This window comes from Amycolatopsis sp. NPDC004079 (assembly GCF_040610415.1).
GTDB classification, from domain to species: domain Bacteria; phylum Actinomycetota; class Actinomycetes; order Mycobacteriales; family Pseudonocardiaceae; genus Amycolatopsis; species Amycolatopsis halotolerans.
The window spans coordinates 294,474-309,835 of sequence record NZ_JBEXMH010000003.1 but is presented as its reverse complement, the minus strand read 5'-3'; the positions used below and the strand labels follow the sequence as shown (position 1 = coordinate 309,835).

The following is a 15,362-nucleotide window of genomic DNA, read 5'->3' as shown; positions in this document are numbered from 1 at the left end:
TCGCGCACGTGGCGGCTCAGGGCGCCACGTGCGCGATGGTCAGCAAAAACGCGCCGTACCAAGCACTTCCGACGGTGAGCACCGGCAGCAGCACGGCCAGCACCCGGTTCGGCAGCTTCGCCAGCATGAGCGCGACCGGCACGGTCAGCACGAACGCCGGCAGCAGGAAACGCGCGCGGGACTGGAAGAAGTTCGACGAGCACAGCGCGATCACCACAGTGAGCGTGCCGTAGATCTGCCACGGCAACGGCAGCTTTGTCGCCCAGGTCCAGAACTGCAGCACCACAGCGGCGAGCACGACGAGCGCGGTCACGGTGATCCAGCTGGCGTCGTCCGAGGTGAGGCCGTCGCGGACCTGGGTCCAGGTGAAGACGCCGAAGTCGAAGTGCATCTGCCAGGCGTTCTGCAGCCAGAACCAGCCGTCCGGGCGGCCGGTCTGGATCCAGACGTAGCCGAGGTAGCCCAGCAAGCCGAGCGGTGCGAGCAGCCCGCCGACCCACGGCCGCCAGCCGTCGCGCCGCTGGAAAACCGCGATGAGCGCGGCGATGCCGACGGCGGCGATCAACGCGCCGGAACTCGCCCTGGTCAGCCCGGCCAGCACCGCGAACCCGCCCGCCACCGGCCATTCGCGCCGCGCGAGCATCACGAACGTCCAGGCCACGAGCGCCATCAGCAGCGATTCCGAATACGCCAGATGCAGCGCCGTCGAACCCGGCCCGATCGACCAGAGCACGGCGACCAGCAGGCCCACGCGCGGTCCGGCCAGGTCGCGGCCCAGCACGAACAGACCCCACGCCGCCGCGCATCCGGCCAGCAGCGAGATCGTCATCCCGGCCACGAGCGGCGGGATCCCGACCAGCGTCAGCAACCCCACCGTCGCCGGGTAAAGCGGGAAGAACACCAGGCTGTTTTCGACCGGCAAGCCGTCGGTGCCGAGCGTGATCGGCTGGTCGTAGCCGTGCTGCGCGACCGACAGGAACCAGTTCGCGTCGAAGTTGTCGATGAACCGGCCCGGCGAGACGTCGGCCTTCCAGCTCATCATCCACAGCACGCCGAACGCGACGATCTGGAACAGCAGGTAGAGGCTGATCGCCGGGGCGGCTTGGCGGAACGCGGCACGCAGGGTCGGCGAACGCTCGACGGCCCCGTCGAGACTGGACTGCTGCACGCTCCCCGAACTCCTGAACTACCTCGCGCGAAACCGGACGAATTCCTGCCTGATCGTACCTCGCGACCACATAATTCGAGGCCAGACTGGGTTTTGTGAGTTTTCCCCCGGATGCCGCCAATTGCGGGGAGTACGTCCGGGGCGGGGATGCGAGGCGGTAGCCTTCACGAGGTTGTCGGTAGCGGAAGACGGGGGTGATCACGCTGGCCGAGCCGGATTCCGCTGCCTTGGCCGAGTCGTCGCCCGCGCCGCCGAAGAAAACCCGGATCGTCTTCATCGACATCGGTCGCGGCCTCGGCGCGCTGCTGGTCTTCTACAGCCACATCGCCCATCCGTGGATCATCGCGAAGAACGACAAAGCCCCGTACGTCGACTTCATCGAGGCGCTCACGAGCGATCCGATGCACATGTCGAAGCAGGGCATCGGGCAGATCGCGGTGCCGTTCTTCTTCCTGGTCAGCGGTTTTGTCGTGACGCCGATCGCGCTGCGCCAGGGTACCGGGCGATTCGCGCTCAACCGGTTCATCCGGGTGTACGCGCCAATGCTGTTCGTGGTGGCACTGACGGTGTTCCTGCTGCTGGTGAACCTGCACCCGCCGTCGACCGGCCAGGCGCAGACGCTGAACCCGCTCACCGTCTTCACCAACACCACGCTGGCCAACTACCTGATCTTCCCGCAGGTCGTGCTGGTGCCGGTGGCGTGGACGATGATCGTCGAGGTCATCTTCTACCTGCTGCTGATGGCGGTGCTGCCGCTGCTGCGCCGGTGGGTGTGGCTCGGGATCGCGGTGGAGCTGACGTTCATCTTCGTGGTGATGATGAGCCGGTCGCAGTTCGGGCCGTCGTGGTCGCTGTTCGCGGTGAACGTCTCGTACCTGCCCGCGATGCTGATCGGCCAGATCGTCTGGGCGACGACCAAGAAGCAGATCCCGCTGTGGACAGGTGCGCTGTACGGCGGCTGCGCGTGGTCGCTGTACGTGCTGGCGGACGTCATCGACGTCGGCCGGGTGGACAGCTCGTACAACCTCGCGCTGGCTTTCGCCGTCGCCTGCTTCCTGATGGGCATGTTCGCCGAGGACCGGCTGAAACAGCGCAAGATCTGGACCATGCTGTCCGAGCGCAGCTACTCGATCTACCTGCTGCACATGCTGGTCACGTTCGTGCTGCTGCAGTTGCTGCGCCCGGCGGTGCCGCTGCCGATCGCGCTGCTGATCGTGATCCCGGCGGTGTTCGGGGTGGTCGAGCTCAGCTACCGGTTCGTGGAACGGCCGAGCCACTCGCTGGCGCGGCGGCTGTCGCATCGGCCGAAGCCGCCTCCGCCCGCACCGGAAACGCCCGAACCCCCGCCTCCGCCGCCAGTCGAGACGCCGGGGGAAAAGACTCAGCTCGTCGACGACTCCGAAGTGACCCTCGAGATCCCGAGGATTCCCGCCGAACCTGCGCCGCCGCGTCGTCCGGCGCCTCGGCCCCGTCCGGCGCCGAACGGGCGGATGCCGAGGAATGGCGCTCCGCCGCCGAACGAGCCTCCGCGCGCTGACCAGCCGCGCACGATGACACCTCGGGCGAACGGCGGCGCGCACCGGGCGCGTCCCGCCGCCGAATCAGGCGTCGACCGCACCGCCGAACCGCCGGTGCGCCGGCCGATGCCTCCGCGTCGGCGGCCGTCAGCTCCGCCGGAGCTGCGCTACCAGCCGGACCAGGAAAACCAGGGCCAGCGCGGCGACCAAGACGATCTCCCACGCCACCGGGACTCCTTCCGCCACACCCCTCGCTGAGGTGTGATGCTCTTCCCCTAAGGCGTGCGAGGGTGGGAGGGCGTTCACCGACACGGCGTAACTCACACTCCTGGCTTAGCTCATTCGTGCGAGCCGCGGCGCGGGGTGACGAGGCCGGATTCGTACGCCAGCACCACCAGCTGCGCTCGGTCGCGAGCGCCGATCTTGGTCATGATGCGGCTGACGTGCGTCCGCGCCGTCGCCGTGGAGATCACCAGGTGGGCGGCGATTTCGTCGTTCGACAACCCGCCCGCGACCAGTGCCAGCACCTCGCGTTCGCGTTCGGTCACCTCCCGCACGGCCGAGGTGTCGATCCGCCGGTGCTCGGGCCGTCCGACGATCTCGGCGATCAACCGGCGCGTGACGGTCGGGGCGAGCAGCGCCTCCCCCGCCGCGACGACGCGCAGCGCGTGCAGGAGTTCGACCGGTTCGGTGTCCTTCAGCAGGAAGCCGCTGGCCCCGGCGCGGAGTGCCTCGTAGACGTACTCGTCGACGTCGAAAGTGGTCAGGACCAGCACTTTCACCCCGGTGAGCCCGGGGTGCGAGGTGATCCGGCGGGTCGCTTCGAGACCGTCGGTGCCGGGCATCCGGATGTCCATCACGACGATATCCGGCCGGTGCTCGACCGCCCGCGCGACGGCCTGCTCGCCGTCGCTCGCCTCGCCGGCCACCTCGAAGCCGTCCTCGGTGTCGAGCAGCAGCCGGAATCCGGCGCGGACCAGGGCCTGGTCGTCGGCCAGTACGACGCGGATGGTCATTTCTCCCCCTCCACGGGCAGTTCCGCCCGCACCTGGAAACCCTGCCCGGTGACGCTCGCGTCGACACTGCCGCCGAGCGCGGTCGCGCGTTCCCGCATGCCGCGCAGCCCGTGCCCGGGCGTCGACTGGACGGTGCCGCGGCCGTCGTCGCGCACGACCAGGACCAGCGTGCCCGGCCTCCGTTCGAAACGGACCTCGACGCGCTGAGCCCCGTCGGCATGCCGGACGACATTGGTGAGCGACTCCTGCAGGATCCGGTACGCCGCGCCGTCCACCGGTGCGGGCAGTTCGCCGGGTTCGCCGTGCAGTTCGACTGCCAGCCCGGCGGCGCGCGCGTGGTCGAGCAGCTCTTCGACCTGCGCGAGGCTCGGCGCGGGCGCGCGGTTCTCGCCGGAACGCAACACAGCCAGCGTCGCGCGTAAGTCGTTGAGCGCGGACGCGCTGGCCGCTTTGATGTTGAGCAGCGCCTCCTTCGCCTCCTCCGGCCGCCGATCCGCGACGTGCGCGGCGACGCCCGCTTGGACGTTGATCATCGCGAGGCTGTGTGCGACGACGTCGTGCACCTCGCGAGCGATGCGGAGCCGCTCCTGCTCGGCCATCCGGTGCCGGTGCTCGTCGGCCTGCTCGCGCCGGGCAGCGACAGCCGCGAACTGGAACCGGACCGCGGTCGCGATGCCGATCACGGCGGCCATCCAGACCACGGCGAACAGGGCCCAGGCGCTGACCGCAAACGTTTGCGCCAGGATGATGTGGACGACGTAGGCCGCCGCGAGGACAGCTGCGCCGGTGCACCCAGCGACCACCGGGCCCTTCCGCCGCGTGAGCACGAAGAGCGCGACAGTGGGAACGATGATCACCGGCCCGCCGGGTTCGGGCGACAGGTAGTACGCGTACGCCGAGGCCGCAGTGAGCACGAAGAGCGGCAGCGGGAACCGGTGGACGAGCAGCAGGGTGAGCACGGTCGCGGCCAGCCACGCGGCGCCAAGCGGGCTCAGCGGATGCGGCGCGTGCTGCCAGCGGCCGGACGCGCTGGAGCCGCCGAGCACGAAAGCGAGCACCACGAAGGTCCGGAACACCCGCCCGAACCACAGGTTCCGCGCCCGCCACCAGTAGTGCATGGTGCGAAAACTACCGGGGAAGGCGGCCGGGCGCGTCCGTTGTGAAGCGCGGGATCGGGCTACGCGCGGCGCGGTATGCCGAGAACTCCCGGACGGCTCCGTTCACTGGTCAAACGGCGAAAAAGGAGACGGTGATGGGCGAGGTAGTAGCTGGGGCGAGCATGTCGCTGGACGGTTTCGTGGCAGGACCGGGCGAATCGGGATTCGATCTGCTCTTCGGCTGGACGGGCAACGGCACCGAGGAGGTGCCGACCGCGCAGCCGGGACGCGCGCTGCGCATGTCCCCGGCCAGCGCCAAGGTCGTGCGCGCGCAGCTGGAATCGACCGGAGCGCTGCTCGTTGGCAGGCGGCTGTTCGACCTGACCTCGGGCTGGGGCGGCACGCATCCGTTCGGCGTGCCGGTGGTCGTCGTGACGCACGAACCACCTGCCGGATGGGAGGACTCGCCGTTCACCTTCGTGACCGAGGGCATCGAGGTCGCGGTGGCGCGGGCGAAAGAACTGGCCGACGGCCGCGACGTCGGCGTGAACGCGGGCGAGATGGCGCGACAGTGCTTGACTGCCGGACTGCTCGACACGTTGCGGATCGATCTGGTGCCGGTGCTGCTCGGCGGCGGGGTGCCGTTCTTCGGCGAGTTCGGCCTGGGCCCGGTGCGCCTCGGCGAGCCGGACATCACCCCCGGCGAGGGCGTGACCCACCTGCGCTACCGCGTCGTCGGCACGAATTCCCGCAGCTTCGCATGCGTCTCGTCGTTCGCCGGGGTGTAGACCGACATCCGGATTTCCGAGCGGCGGCCAGCGTAGAGGTAGGTGAAGTCGAACGTCAGCAGGCCCGCGTCCGGGTGCAGGTACCGCTTGCTCTTGGCCTGCTCGGTGTTCACATCGTGCTGGCTCCACAGCTCTTCGAAGCACGGCGACTCCGCCCGGAGCCGTTTGACCAGCGACTTCCAGCCGGGTTCGCCCATGTGCTCGGCCATCGCCGCGCGGAAGGACGAGACCATCCGCGGCACGTTCTGTTCCCAGTCGACCATCCGCTCTTTCCACTGCGGATTGAGCAGGCACTGCACGAGCGTGTTGCGTTCCTCGTACGGGATCGCGTCGACGCCGCCCATCAGCCAGTCGTAGCCAGCGTTGTGGCCGAGCACGTCGAAGCGCGCGTTGCGGACCGCGACCGGGAACGGCTCCAACTGGACCATCATGTCGTGCATCGACGGCGTGATCGCGGAGCAGTGCTTCTTCTCCGTCACCGGCTCCGGCGCGCCGGCCAGGGTGAACAGGTGCACGTGCTCGTGCGGGTCGAGGCGGAGCGTGCGGGAGATCGCGCTGAGCACCTGCTCGGACGCGTTGATGTCGCGGCCCTGTTCGAGCCACGTGTACCAGGTGACGCCCACCCCGGCGAGCTGCGCGACCTCTTCGCGGCGCAACCCCGGCGTGCGCCTGCGGCCGCTGAGCGGCAGGCCGACCTGCTCGGGCGTGATCCGGCCGCGCCGGTTGCGAAGGAACTCTCCCAGCTCGGTCCGGCGCAGACGGTCTTCGATGCCAGTGGTCACGAATACCAGGTAAGCACACCGCCGACCCTGTTACCAGGTAGTCGTGGTACCAGGATAAAAGCACACCTGGTACCAGGGTCTCGCGCGGCGGAACGTAGTACTCATGACGACTACCACCCCTGCCCCGACGACGGCCATCGCTGCTGTCGGGACGCCGGAGCGGACGGGACTCACGTCCGCCGGCTTGATCACCGTGCTGCTGGGGGCAGCGCTGCCGATCATCGACTTCTTCATCGTCAACGTCGCCCTGCCCACGATCGATGCCGACCTGCGCGCGTCCACCGCGACCCTCGAACTCGTCGTCGCGGGCTACGGCATCGCGTACGCGGTGCTGCTCGTGCTCGGCGGACGGCTCGGCGACACCTTCGGCCGCCGCAGGCTCTTCCTGCTCGGTCTCACTCTGTTCACGCTCACCTCGCTGGCCTGCGGCGTCGCCCCGGACGCCGCCACCCTGGTCATCGCCCGCGTGGCGCAGGGCGCGGCTTCGGCGATGTTGCTGCCGCAGGTGCTGTCGATCATCCAAGCCGGCACGTCCGGCGAACGCCGTTCCCGCGCGATCGGCCTCTTCGGCGCGACCGGCGGCATCGCCACCGTGGTCGGGCAGTTGCTCGGCGGCGCGCTGGTCGCGGCCAATGTGTGGGACCTGAGCTGGCGGCCGATCTTCCTGGTGAATGTGCCGATCGGGATCATCGGGCTGCTGATCGCGCGCCGCACAGTGCCGGACAGCCGGGCGAGCAACCCGCTCGGCGTCGACCGCTGGGGCACCGTGCTGCTGGCCGTTTCGCTGCTTTCGCTGCTGATCCCGATCATGGAAGGCCGCGCGCTCGGCTGGCCGTGGTGGAGCATCGCGCTGCTGGTGCTCTTCCCGTTCGCCGCGATTGGCTTCGCCCGGGTGGAGCGGAAGCTGGAAGCCGCGGGCGGCACGCCGCTGTTGCCGCCAGCGCTCCTGCGCACCGCGAGCGTGCGGCACGGGTTGACCGTCGCGGTGCCGTTCTTCTGCGCCTTCGGTTCGTTCATGTTCGTCTACGCGGTGACCTTGCAGAACGGCCTGCACCTCGGTCCGCTCGGCGCGGGACTGGCGGTGACCCCGATGGCCGTCGCGTACTTCACGACCTCGCTGGTCAGCAGCCACCTGGTCGCCCGGTTCGGCCGCAAGATCGTGCCGATCGGCGGGCTGATCCTCACCGTCGGCCTGCTCGCGCTCGCCGGGACCGCGCTGCTGGACTGGCCCGACCTGTCGATCTGGCAGCTGGCCCCGGCGATGGTGCTGATCGGCGTCGGCAACGGGCTCGCGATGAGCACGCTGTTCCGGGTGGTGCTTTCGCGAGTGCCCGCCGACCTGGCGGGTGTCGGCGGCGGCGTGCTGACCACGACCCAGCAGACGTCGCTGGCGCTGGGCGTCGCGGTGCTCGGCAGCCTTTTCGCCAGCTTGAGCGTGCCCGGCGCGATGGGCTACCAAGGCGCGTTTGTGCTGGTCATCGGGATCTTGGCGGTGCTGGCGCTGCTGGTGTCCGGGCTGGCGCGGAAGCTGCCCGACCCGCGCTGAGAAATTCGACCGACGGAAAAGCCCGCTCCCGGACGACGATGGAGATGTGACGGAACCTCGGGTGCAGCCAGACCCGGCCTTCGCGCTGCTCGGCCTCTACGAGAAGGCCCTGCCGGAGGTCTATGGCTACCTGCTCGCGAGGTGCGGCAACCGCGTGCTGGCGGAGGAACTGACGTCCGAGACGTTCCTGAGCGCGGTCGCCGCTTGCCGCAAGGAGCACGCGCCGCCGGTGAGTACGCCCTGGTTGATCGGGGTGGCCCGGCACAAACTGGCCGATCACTGGCGGCGCGCCGAACGGGAACAGCGCGGGCTTCGGCTCGTGCACGACGCCGGATGCGACGTCGAGGATCCCTGGGACGAACAGCTCGACGCCCTGCGCGCACGGCAGGTGCTCGAAGCGCTGGCGGTCCCGCATCGGGCAGTGCTCACCTTGCGGTACGTCGACGGCCTTCCAGTGCGTGACGTCGCCGCGCACCTCGGCCGGACCATCCACGCGACGGAGGCGTTGCTGACGCGGGCCAAGACCGCGTTCCGCCGCGGCTACCAGGAGAAGGAGGGACGTGATGGCTGAACCGTTCGACGCGCTCGCGCTGCCCTCGACTCCGGCCGATCCCGATCCGGCCTTCGCCGAGCAGCTGCGGGACGACCTCCGCCGTCTGATTCTGAACGGAGCGGAGATGACCACCACCGAAACCACGCCTCAGCGCGCACAAGCGGGTGCGCTGACGCCGTACCTGGTCGTGACCGACGCCCGGGCCGCGCTCGACTTCTACGTCGAGGTCTTCGGCGCGCGCCGCCGGTCCGAGCCGATCGTGATGGACGACGGCCGGGTCGGGCACGCCGAACTGGACATCGGCGACAGCGTGCTGATGTTCGCCGAGGAGTTCCCCGAGCTGGGCAATGTCGTGGCTCCCGAGGGCGGCGCGATGGTGCGCGTCGAGGTGCCCGACCCGCAGGGTGCGGCGCAGCGGGCGGTGGAGCTGGGCGCGGAACTGCTGCGTCCGGTCGAGGACCGCGGCTACGGGCTCAACGGCGTGATCAAGGACCCGTACGGTCAGCGCTGGCTGGTCGGAAAGGCCGCGCCACAAGCGAAAACGCCCGGGGAGCGCACGTATCGGCACGGCGAGGCCGGGTACTTCACCTTCCAGGTGCCCGACGAGGTCCGGGCCAAGGCGTTCTACGGCGCGGTGCTCGGCTGGCAGTTCAACCAGGGCAGCCTGCCGACCGCGTGGCGCATCGAGGGCCACGGCCTGCCCGGCGGGCTGTGGGGCGGGCAGGAACTGCAGACCGGGTGGAAGCTGATGTTCGCCGTCGACGACCTCGAAGCCGCGCTCGGCCGGGTGCGCGAGCAGGGCGGCCGGGCGGGCGAGGTGGAGAACCCGCCGTACGGCCGAACGGCGGATTGTGCCGACGACCAGGGGATCGAGTTCTGGTTGTGGGAACAGCCACGCACGTGACCTCGGCCAAAACCCCGGCGGCAAACCGGCCGCCGGGGCGCACACTCAAGGGATGGCCGCGCACTGGACGCCCCGCGACGAAGCCGAACTGACCGCCGGTTGGCAGCTGTGGCTCGCGCTGGGCTCGTGCGCCTGGCCGGGACCGGACTGGGACGGCACGCCCGCCGAAGCCGTCCACGGCCTCGAACGCTGCTTCACCGCGTGCGACGAGATTCTCGCCGCGCACGACCAGCCCGACTCCGCGGTCGCCGGGCTGGTGCGCTCGATGATCCTTGCCGCGAACTGGACGCTCGGACTGTGGCGCGACGACTCGGCTCCGCTTGATTCCGAACGCGCCGCGCTGCTGCACGCCGACCTGGCCGCTTTCGCCGACCACGCGGAAGGCGTCCGGACCCTGCTGGCCGCAGGAGGCGGGTGGGCCTCGCTTCCGCTGTGACCCGCCCGCCTGCTGTCTACAAAGGACTTACCAGCTCGCCGGACGTTTCCGTTCCGGCTCGTACGGCTGCGTGATGACCTCGATCCCGTTTCCGCCCGGGTCAAGGAAATACACGCCGCGTCCGCCGTGGTTGTGGTTGATCTCGCCGGGGCCCTGACCGCCCGGCCCGGCGTGGTAGTCGACCCCGGTTCCCTTCAGGCGCAGGAAAAACGCGTCGAAGTCGTCTTCCGGAATGAGGAAGCAGTAGTGCTGCAGCTTGCGATCCTCGTCGGGAACCGTGGCGAAGTCGAGCCGTACGCCGTTGCTGGTTTCGACGGGGATGAACGGGCCCCATTCCTCGCCGATGTCGAATCCGAGCAGGTTCGCGAAGAATTCGGCGGATTCCCGGTTGTTCCGGGACGGGACCATCAGGTGATTCAGTTCAAGAGAGAGGGACACGAAGCAATGCCTCCAGAAGGCATTCCAGCACCTCCATGTCTCACCCAGCCGGTGACCGACACGCGATGCCGCCGACGACTATAACGCAGCGGAAGCGGATCTCCAATCAGGAAACCGGAACTCGCCGCCGGGCCGCGCGCGGACGGCCCACGCCCTGCCACGACAATCCCGCGTCGAGGATCATCCCGGGGTCGAGCAGATTCCGGGTGTCGACGACGTCGTCGCCTTCCATCGCGTCCGCGACCGCCACCCAGTCGAGGTTGCGGAACTCGGCCCATTCGGTAAGCACCACAACGACATCCGCGTCTTTGGCGACCTGGTACGGGTCGTCCACGACGGTCATCCCGGCGATGCCGCCGGACACCGCCGGGTCGTACGCGGTGATCTCCGCGCCGAGCGCGCCCAGCACCGAAGACACTGCCAGCGCGGGGGAATCGCGCAGATCGTTCGTGCCCGCCTTGAACGCCAAGCCCAGTACGCCGATCCGCGCACCGGCCAGCGTTCCGCCGCAGGCACCGGCGATCTTCGCCACGATCCGGTCGCGCTGGGCGATGTTCTCGTCGATCGCCGAGGTCAGCATGCGGAAGTCGTAGTCGACCGACTCGGCGACCTTGACCAGCGCGCTGGTGTCCTTGGGCAGGCAGGAACCGCCCCATCCGGGGCCAGGCTTGAGGAACGTGCGGCCGATGCGTCGGTCGTACCCCATTCCTTCGGTGACCAGGTCGATGTCCGCGCCGAGCCGTTCGCACAGTTCGGCGATCGAGTTCACATAGGACAGTTTGAGCGCGAGGAAGCAGTTCGCCGCGTACTTGACCAGCTCCGCGCTGGCCGCGTCGGCGACCACGATCGGTGCGGCGAGATCGCCGTACAGTTGCCCGACCCACGCGGCCGCGGCGCGCGAGTCCGACCCGACCACGATCCGGTCCGGGTTCAGGAAGTCTTGCACCGCAGTGCCTTCGCGCAGAAACTCCGGGTTGGACACCACCGGCACGTCGTCGCGGCCGACCATCGCGCTGATCCGTTTCGCGGTGCCGACCGGCACCGTCGACTTCGTGATCAGCGCGCAGCCGGCGGGCAGCACGTCGCCGATCTCGGCGGTCACCGCCTCCACCGCACGCAAATCCGCGGACCCGCCCGCGCCCATCGGCGTCGGCACGCAGAGGAAGACCCCTTCCGCGCCGCGAACGGCTTCCCGCGCGCCGACGACGAACGACAGCCGTCCGTTCGCCAGTCCGCGGGAGACCAATTCGGCCAGTCCTGGTTCGAGGATGTCCACGCGGCCCGCTGAGAGCCGGTTCACTTTCGCCACGTCCACGTCCACGCAGGTGACGCGATGCCCGAGGCTCGCGAGACAAGCCCCCGTGGTCAATCCGACGTATCCCGTCCCTACCACCACGATCCGAGCTGAGCTCATAGTGCTGAAGGTGACAGCCGGAGTTGACCTGAGTGCTAACGGAAGCGGTCGAGGCCGAATACTCCTCGCGACGAGAAGCGGGTGAGGCGACACACTCCGGCCCGCGTGCGAACGAGCGTTAACCTGGGCGCGGAGGTGCACCGCGGCACCTGAGAGCAGGAGGAAGGCTGAAGATGCAGATCACCGACACCGCAGCGCTCGTCACGGGTGGCGCGTCCGGTCTCGGCGGCGCGACCGCCAAGGCACTGGCCGCGAAAGGCGCGCGGGTGTTCGCCCTCGACCTCGCGCCCTCGATCGAGAAGGCCGAGCAGGTCGACGGAGTCACCTACGTCGAGGCCGACGTGACCGACCCGGACCAGGTGCAGGCCGCCGTCGACACCGCGGCGAGCTCGGGCGTACCGCTGCGCACGGTGGTCAACTGCGCCGGCATCGGGCCGTCCGCGCGCATCCTGTCCAAGCGGGGCAGGCACGACCTCGGGCTGTACGCGAAGGTCATCCAGATCAACCTGATCGGCACCTTCAACGTGCTCACCGTCGCCTCCGAGGCGATCGCGAAGACCGAGCCGCTGGCCGACGACGCACGCGGCGTCATCATCAACACCGCGTCCGTCGCCGCCTTCGACGGCCAGATCGGGCAGGTGGCGTACGCGTCGTCCAAGGGCGGCGTGGTCGGGATGACCCTGCCCGCCGCGCGCGACCTCGCCTCGCACGGCATCCGCGTGCTGACGATCGCGCCCGGCATCGTCGACACCCCGATGCTCGCCACCGTCAGCGACGAGTTCCGCGCCGGCCTCGCCGCCGGGATTCCGTTCCCGAAGCGGCTGGCGCGCCCGGACGAGTACGCGCAGCTCGCCCTGTCGCTGATCGACCACGACTACCTCAACGGCGAGGTCGTCCGCATGGACGGCTCGCTGCGGATGGCCCCGCGCTGACCTGCGGGGAGTGGGTGTGCCGCCCCCACGGCGGCACACCCACCCCTCCGGTCACTCCTTGCGCAACCGCACCTCGAGGCCGATCCCGTCCGGGGTCACCTCGCAGGTGCGGAACTTGCTCTCCGCGACGGTCGCCCTGAACTGCTCCGGCGTGTACGCCCGCCGCCGCAGCCCGCGGAGCACCCGGACGGTGGAGAACGTGCCCACCGGACCGAGATTCATCCGCTCGACCTCAGCGTCGAGTTCCGCGTCCGTGGTGCTCCGGCTCAAGTCCTGCACCAGCGCGACGCCGCCGGGCCGCAGCACCCGGTGCATCTCGTCGAGCGCGTCCACCGGGTCGGCGAAGTTCTTGAACGCCGCCTGGCAGATCAGGAAGTCGAACGACCCGTCCGCGAACGGCATCGCCGCCACGTCGCCCCGGCGGAAGTCCACCGTGACGCCCTGCTCTTGGGCGTACTCCCTGGCCAGCTCGACAAACGTGCGGCTGACGTCCAGCCCCGTCACCTTGCACCGCCCGGTGCGAGCCATTTCGACGGCGAAGAACCCCGGCCCCGGCGCGACCTCGAGCAGGTCAGTGCCCTCGGCCAGGTCCGCGGCCATCATCTCGGCCGTCTCGCGATACTGCACAAGCTGCGGTTCGGTGCGCCGCCCCCGCGCGTACGCCCGGGCGATCGGCCCCTCCATCTCCGGCAGCAGTTTCGTGCGATGACGTTTGACCTGGGTGTTCCCCATGTGCTTCTCCCTGTTCGGTGAGTACCGAACCAGCGCCGCACGAGGGGTGCCCCTTATCCTTGTTACGCAGCCTGAGGACAGGTACCCGCACACGCGGTTTCCGGTTCGACGGTTCCCGTCCCGGGGGCGGTGTGCCAGCACCTCCTCCGGGACTCTCTTTATTCCCCTTCGTTCTTGACGAAGGCGGTCATTTCGTCCGCGTTCTTCACGAAGGCGGTCATGTCGGGCAGCTCCCCGGTTTCCCGGTAGTGCCGCCATTCCTCGACCCCCGAAATCGCTCCGGAGGCGAGCTCCGCACGCAGCCCGCGGATCCATTCGGCCTCCGCGCGCCACATCGCCAGTTGGTATTCGCTCTCCACGAGAAACAGCCGGGACAGCTCGGCCCGCATCTTCTCCAACGCCGCGACGCGGTCGTCGATCATCCGCTCCAGCTCACCGACCCGGCTCCGCAACCGCTGGTCAACAAGGTCCGGCCCGATCGCGAGCATCACCGACAGCCCAGTGTGGAACCGCGTCGGTTCCGGATCAGGGGTCCCGAGCAGCTCGGCGATCCAATCCTCGAGCTCAGCCTGGCCGGCCTCAGTGATCCGATAAACAGTCCGCTCCGGCCGGGCCCCGTTCCGCACGTTTTCGACCGCCTCGATGAAGCCGTGCTTTTCGAGGTTGCCGACCACGGTGTAGAAGGAGCCCCACTTGATCTTCAGATCGCCCTCTTTGCCCCGTCCCCGCAGCACAGTGGCGATTTCGTACGGATGCATCGGCCGCTCGCACAACGCGGCCAGCACGGCGAGGCCCAGCATGTTGGACACCTTCCGCCGCTTCACGCCGACCTCCTCTCGTGGACGAGTACTCGTCGACGAGTATAGCGAAAGTACGAATCAGCGCCTAGTCCGGAGAAAATCTATGGCGGCGGGGATAGACATTCGATGCCGTGGATGGGTAGTGTTCTCCTCGTACACAGAGAGACAACGTCAATCAGGCACGGGAGATGACGAACTGCCCGTGAGGTGAGACAAGACGGTCAGGCAGGACGAAGCCGATCAAGGAACAGGTTTCGACTGGTGACCGTGCAGCACCCGCAGGAAACGCACTGGCAAACCGGGCAGTGCGGAAGCGGTCAGGTGGCCGGAGCCGATTTTCGACGGGGCTCCGGGCAGTGACCAGCGGCGTTACGCGTGCTGGGGCCGATCAGCGAAAGGGTTCCAGCCGGTGACGTTCGCAGCAGTCGCAGTACCGGAAGTGCAACACCGCAAGAAGGAAACACCGGAAAGAAGGGAACGGGCACATCATTGGATCGCCCGCGGCGGCGGAGCAGCAGTGCCGCGCGGGTACCGCAGTCCCATCAGATTGGCAGGTGGTTCTCGGTTACGAATCAGCGATCTCCGCGCGGCACGTCCGTTGAACGGACCCCGCGGATACCAGAAGCTGGCTTCACAACCGGTTGACAATGATGAAACCCAACCCTGGGGCCCCGGGTGCCATGACGGCACCCGGGGTCCCTTGTGATGTGGAGGTGGAATGATCCCTGACCCACGCGATACCCCGTCTGCGAGTTCAGGCGGGGCCGACAAGTTCGATGACGACGAGTACCCCGCTTACACGATGGGCCGGGCCGCCGAGATGCTCGGCACCAGCCAGAACTTCCTGCGCAGCCTGGACGAGGCGGGCCTGATCCGGCCGCAGCGCTCGTCCGGCGGGCATCGCCGCTACTCCCGCCAGCAGTTGCGCCTCGCCGCACGCGTGCGGGAACTGGTCGATCAGGGCACGGCTGTCGATGCCGCCTGCCGCATCGTCTCCCTCGAGGACCAGCTCCACGAGTCCCAGCGGCAAAACAAGGAACTGCGCTCCGCCGAATAACCTCTGCCGGGTCAAGTGTGCTGGCCGAACACCGCAGCACACCCCCGGCGCCATTCGCGCATCTCCTCGCGGCGGTCGCTCTCCCGCTCCTGCTGCGAGGACCCGCGCGCCACCCATTCGGGACCGTGAACACTCGCGTCGCAGTTCCCGTAGTGAAATTCCGGTGCCACCGCGGCTTCCGT

The 15,362-nt window shown here is 68.9% G+C and carries 16 protein-coding genes; 8 read left to right on the top strand and 8 right to left on the bottom strand.

The annotated features are described in order from the left end of the window. Positions 1-16: 16 nt before the first annotated feature. The gene (locus ABZX37_RS05075) at positions 17-1,168 is read right to left on the bottom strand and encodes a hypothetical protein (protein ID WP_354736117.1); all 1,152 of its coding nucleotides are present in this window, start codon (positions 1,166-1,168) and stop codon (positions 17-19) included. 194 nt (positions 1,169-1,362) lie between these two features. Between ABZX37_RS05075 and ABZX37_RS05070 the strand changes: the two genes are divergently transcribed. Then, a complete protein-coding gene (locus tag ABZX37_RS05070) occupies positions 1,363-2,943 on the top strand; it encodes an acyltransferase (protein ID WP_354736115.1) in 1,581 nt (526 codons plus the stop codon). An 80-nt stretch (positions 2,944-3,023) separates the two neighbouring features. On the opposite strand, the gene ABZX37_RS05065 is transcribed toward ABZX37_RS05070, so the two are convergent. Further along, a complete protein-coding gene (locus ABZX37_RS05065) occupies positions 3,024-3,701 on the bottom strand; it encodes a response regulator transcription factor (protein WP_354736113.1) in 678 nt (225 codons plus the stop codon). Then, positions 3,698-4,819, bottom strand: a complete 1,122-nt coding sequence (locus tag ABZX37_RS05060; protein WP_354736111.1) for a sensor histidine kinase — start codon at positions 4,817-4,819, stop codon at positions 3,698-3,700. Before ABZX37_RS05060 ends, ABZX37_RS05065 begins: the two co-directional genes overlap by 4 nt. Before the next feature lie 134 nt (positions 4,820-4,953). Between ABZX37_RS05060 and ABZX37_RS05055 the strand changes: the two genes are divergently transcribed. Beyond that, positions 4,954-5,586, top strand: a complete 633-nt coding sequence (locus ABZX37_RS05055; RefSeq protein WP_354736109.1) for a dihydrofolate reductase family protein — start codon at positions 4,954-4,956, stop codon at positions 5,584-5,586. Here ABZX37_RS05055 and ABZX37_RS05050 read toward each other — a convergent pair. Then, the gene (locus ABZX37_RS05050) at positions 5,523-6,368 is read right to left on the bottom strand and encodes a helix-turn-helix transcriptional regulator (RefSeq protein ID WP_354736107.1); all 846 of its coding nucleotides are present in this window, start codon (positions 6,366-6,368) and stop codon (positions 5,523-5,525) included. The genes ABZX37_RS05055 and ABZX37_RS05050 overlap by 64 nt on opposite strands. Positions 6,369-6,471: 103 nt before the next feature. Between ABZX37_RS05050 and ABZX37_RS05045 the strand changes: the two genes are divergently transcribed. The 4 genes from ABZX37_RS05045 to ABZX37_RS05030 are packed head-to-tail and all read left to right on the top strand — an operon-like array spanning position 6,472 to position 9,807. Further along, complete coding sequence (locus ABZX37_RS05045; RefSeq protein ID WP_354736105.1) at positions 6,472-7,914, top strand: MFS transporter; 1,443 nt, start codon at positions 6,472-6,474, stop codon at positions 7,912-7,914. A gap of 46 nt (positions 7,915-7,960) precedes the next feature. Next, complete coding sequence (locus ABZX37_RS05040) at positions 7,961-8,485, top strand: sigma-70 family RNA polymerase sigma factor (protein WP_354736103.1); 525 nt, start codon at positions 7,961-7,963, stop codon at positions 8,483-8,485. Beyond that, entirely contained in the window at positions 8,478-9,371 is an 894-nt protein-coding gene (locus tag ABZX37_RS05035; protein WP_354736101.1) for a VOC family protein, read from the top strand. The genes ABZX37_RS05040 and ABZX37_RS05035 overlap by 8 nt, the downstream gene beginning before the upstream one ends. Before the next feature lie 52 nt (positions 9,372-9,423). Continuing rightward, a complete protein-coding gene (locus ABZX37_RS05030) occupies positions 9,424-9,807 on the top strand; it encodes a hypothetical protein (protein WP_354736099.1) in 384 nt (127 codons plus the stop codon). Positions 9,808-9,834: 27 nt separating this feature from the next. Here the strand turns inward: ABZX37_RS05030 and ABZX37_RS05025 are convergent, their stop codons facing one another. Both ABZX37_RS05025 and ABZX37_RS05020 read right to left on the bottom strand, forming a co-directional pair. Further along, complete coding sequence (locus ABZX37_RS05025) at positions 9,835-10,215, bottom strand: VOC family protein (RefSeq protein ID WP_354736097.1); 381 nt, start codon at positions 10,213-10,215, stop codon at positions 9,835-9,837. A gap of 136 nt (positions 10,216-10,351) precedes the next feature. Next, the gene (locus tag ABZX37_RS05020) at positions 10,352-11,659 is read right to left on the bottom strand and encodes a UDP-glucose/GDP-mannose dehydrogenase family protein (protein WP_354736095.1); all 1,308 of its coding nucleotides are present in this window, start codon (positions 11,657-11,659) and stop codon (positions 10,352-10,354) included. A 173-nt stretch (positions 11,660-11,832) separates the two neighbouring features. On the opposite strand from ABZX37_RS05020, the gene ABZX37_RS05015 reads away from it, so the two are divergent. Further along, positions 11,833-12,591, top strand: a complete 759-nt coding sequence (locus ABZX37_RS05015; RefSeq protein ID WP_354736094.1) for an SDR family NAD(P)-dependent oxidoreductase — start codon at positions 11,833-11,835, stop codon at positions 12,589-12,591. Between the two features lie 51 nt (positions 12,592-12,642). Here ABZX37_RS05015 and ABZX37_RS05010 read toward each other — a convergent pair whose 3' ends face one another. Further along, positions 12,643-13,323 (bottom strand): class I SAM-dependent methyltransferase, encoded by a 681-nt coding sequence (locus tag ABZX37_RS05010; RefSeq protein ID WP_354736092.1) that lies wholly within the window; start codon positions 13,321-13,323, stop codon positions 12,643-12,645. Positions 13,324-13,481: 158 nt separating this feature from the next. Continuing rightward, a complete protein-coding gene (locus ABZX37_RS05005; protein ID WP_354736090.1) occupies positions 13,482-14,147 on the bottom strand; it encodes a PadR family transcriptional regulator in 666 nt (221 codons plus the stop codon). A 694-nt stretch (positions 14,148-14,841) separates the two neighbouring features. Here ABZX37_RS05005 and ABZX37_RS05000 point away from each other — a divergent pair. Next, positions 14,842-15,180, top strand: coding sequence for a MerR family transcriptional regulator (locus ABZX37_RS05000; protein WP_354736088.1), 339 nt, complete (start codon positions 14,842-14,844; stop codon positions 15,178-15,180). Positions 15,181-15,362 lie beyond the last annotated feature (182 nt).

Bases quoted from the DNA above. Each gene is read 5' to 3' on its own strand.
- ABZX37_RS05065 (WP_354736113.1), bottom strand. From the start codon at position 3,701: ATGACCATCCGCGTCGTACTGGCCGACGACCAGGCCCTGGTCCGCGCC.
- ABZX37_RS05000 (WP_354736088.1), top strand. From the start codon at position 14,842: ATGATCCCTGACCCACGCGATACCCCGTCTGCGAGTTCAGGCGGGGCC.
- ABZX37_RS05010 (WP_354736092.1), bottom strand. From the start codon at position 13,323: ATGGGGAACACCCAGGTCAAACGTCATCGCACGAAACTGCTGCCGGAG.
- ABZX37_RS05045 (WP_354736105.1), top strand. From the start codon at position 6,472: ATGACGACTACCACCCCTGCCCCGACGACGGCCATCGCTGCTGTCGGG.
- ABZX37_RS05060 (WP_354736111.1), bottom strand. From the start codon at position 4,819: ATGCACTACTGGTGGCGGGCGCGGAACCTGTGGTTCGGGCGGGTGTTC.
- ABZX37_RS05020 (WP_354736095.1), bottom strand. From the start codon at position 11,659: ATGAGCTCAGCTCGGATCGTGGTGGTAGGGACGGGATACGTCGGATTG.
- ABZX37_RS05035 (WP_354736101.1), top strand. From the start codon at position 8,478: ATGGCTGAACCGTTCGACGCGCTCGCGCTGCCCTCGACTCCGGCCGAT.
- ABZX37_RS05025 (WP_354736097.1), bottom strand. From the start codon at position 10,215: ATGGTCCCGTCCCGGAACAACCGGGAATCCGCCGAATTCTTCGCGAAC.
- ABZX37_RS05030 (WP_354736099.1), top strand. From the start codon at position 9,424: ATGGCCGCGCACTGGACGCCCCGCGACGAAGCCGAACTGACCGCCGGT.
- ABZX37_RS05015 (WP_354736094.1), top strand. From the start codon at position 11,833: ATGCAGATCACCGACACCGCAGCGCTCGTCACGGGTGGCGCGTCCGGT.
- ABZX37_RS05055 (WP_354736109.1), top strand. From the start codon at position 4,954: ATGGGCGAGGTAGTAGCTGGGGCGAGCATGTCGCTGGACGGTTTCGTG.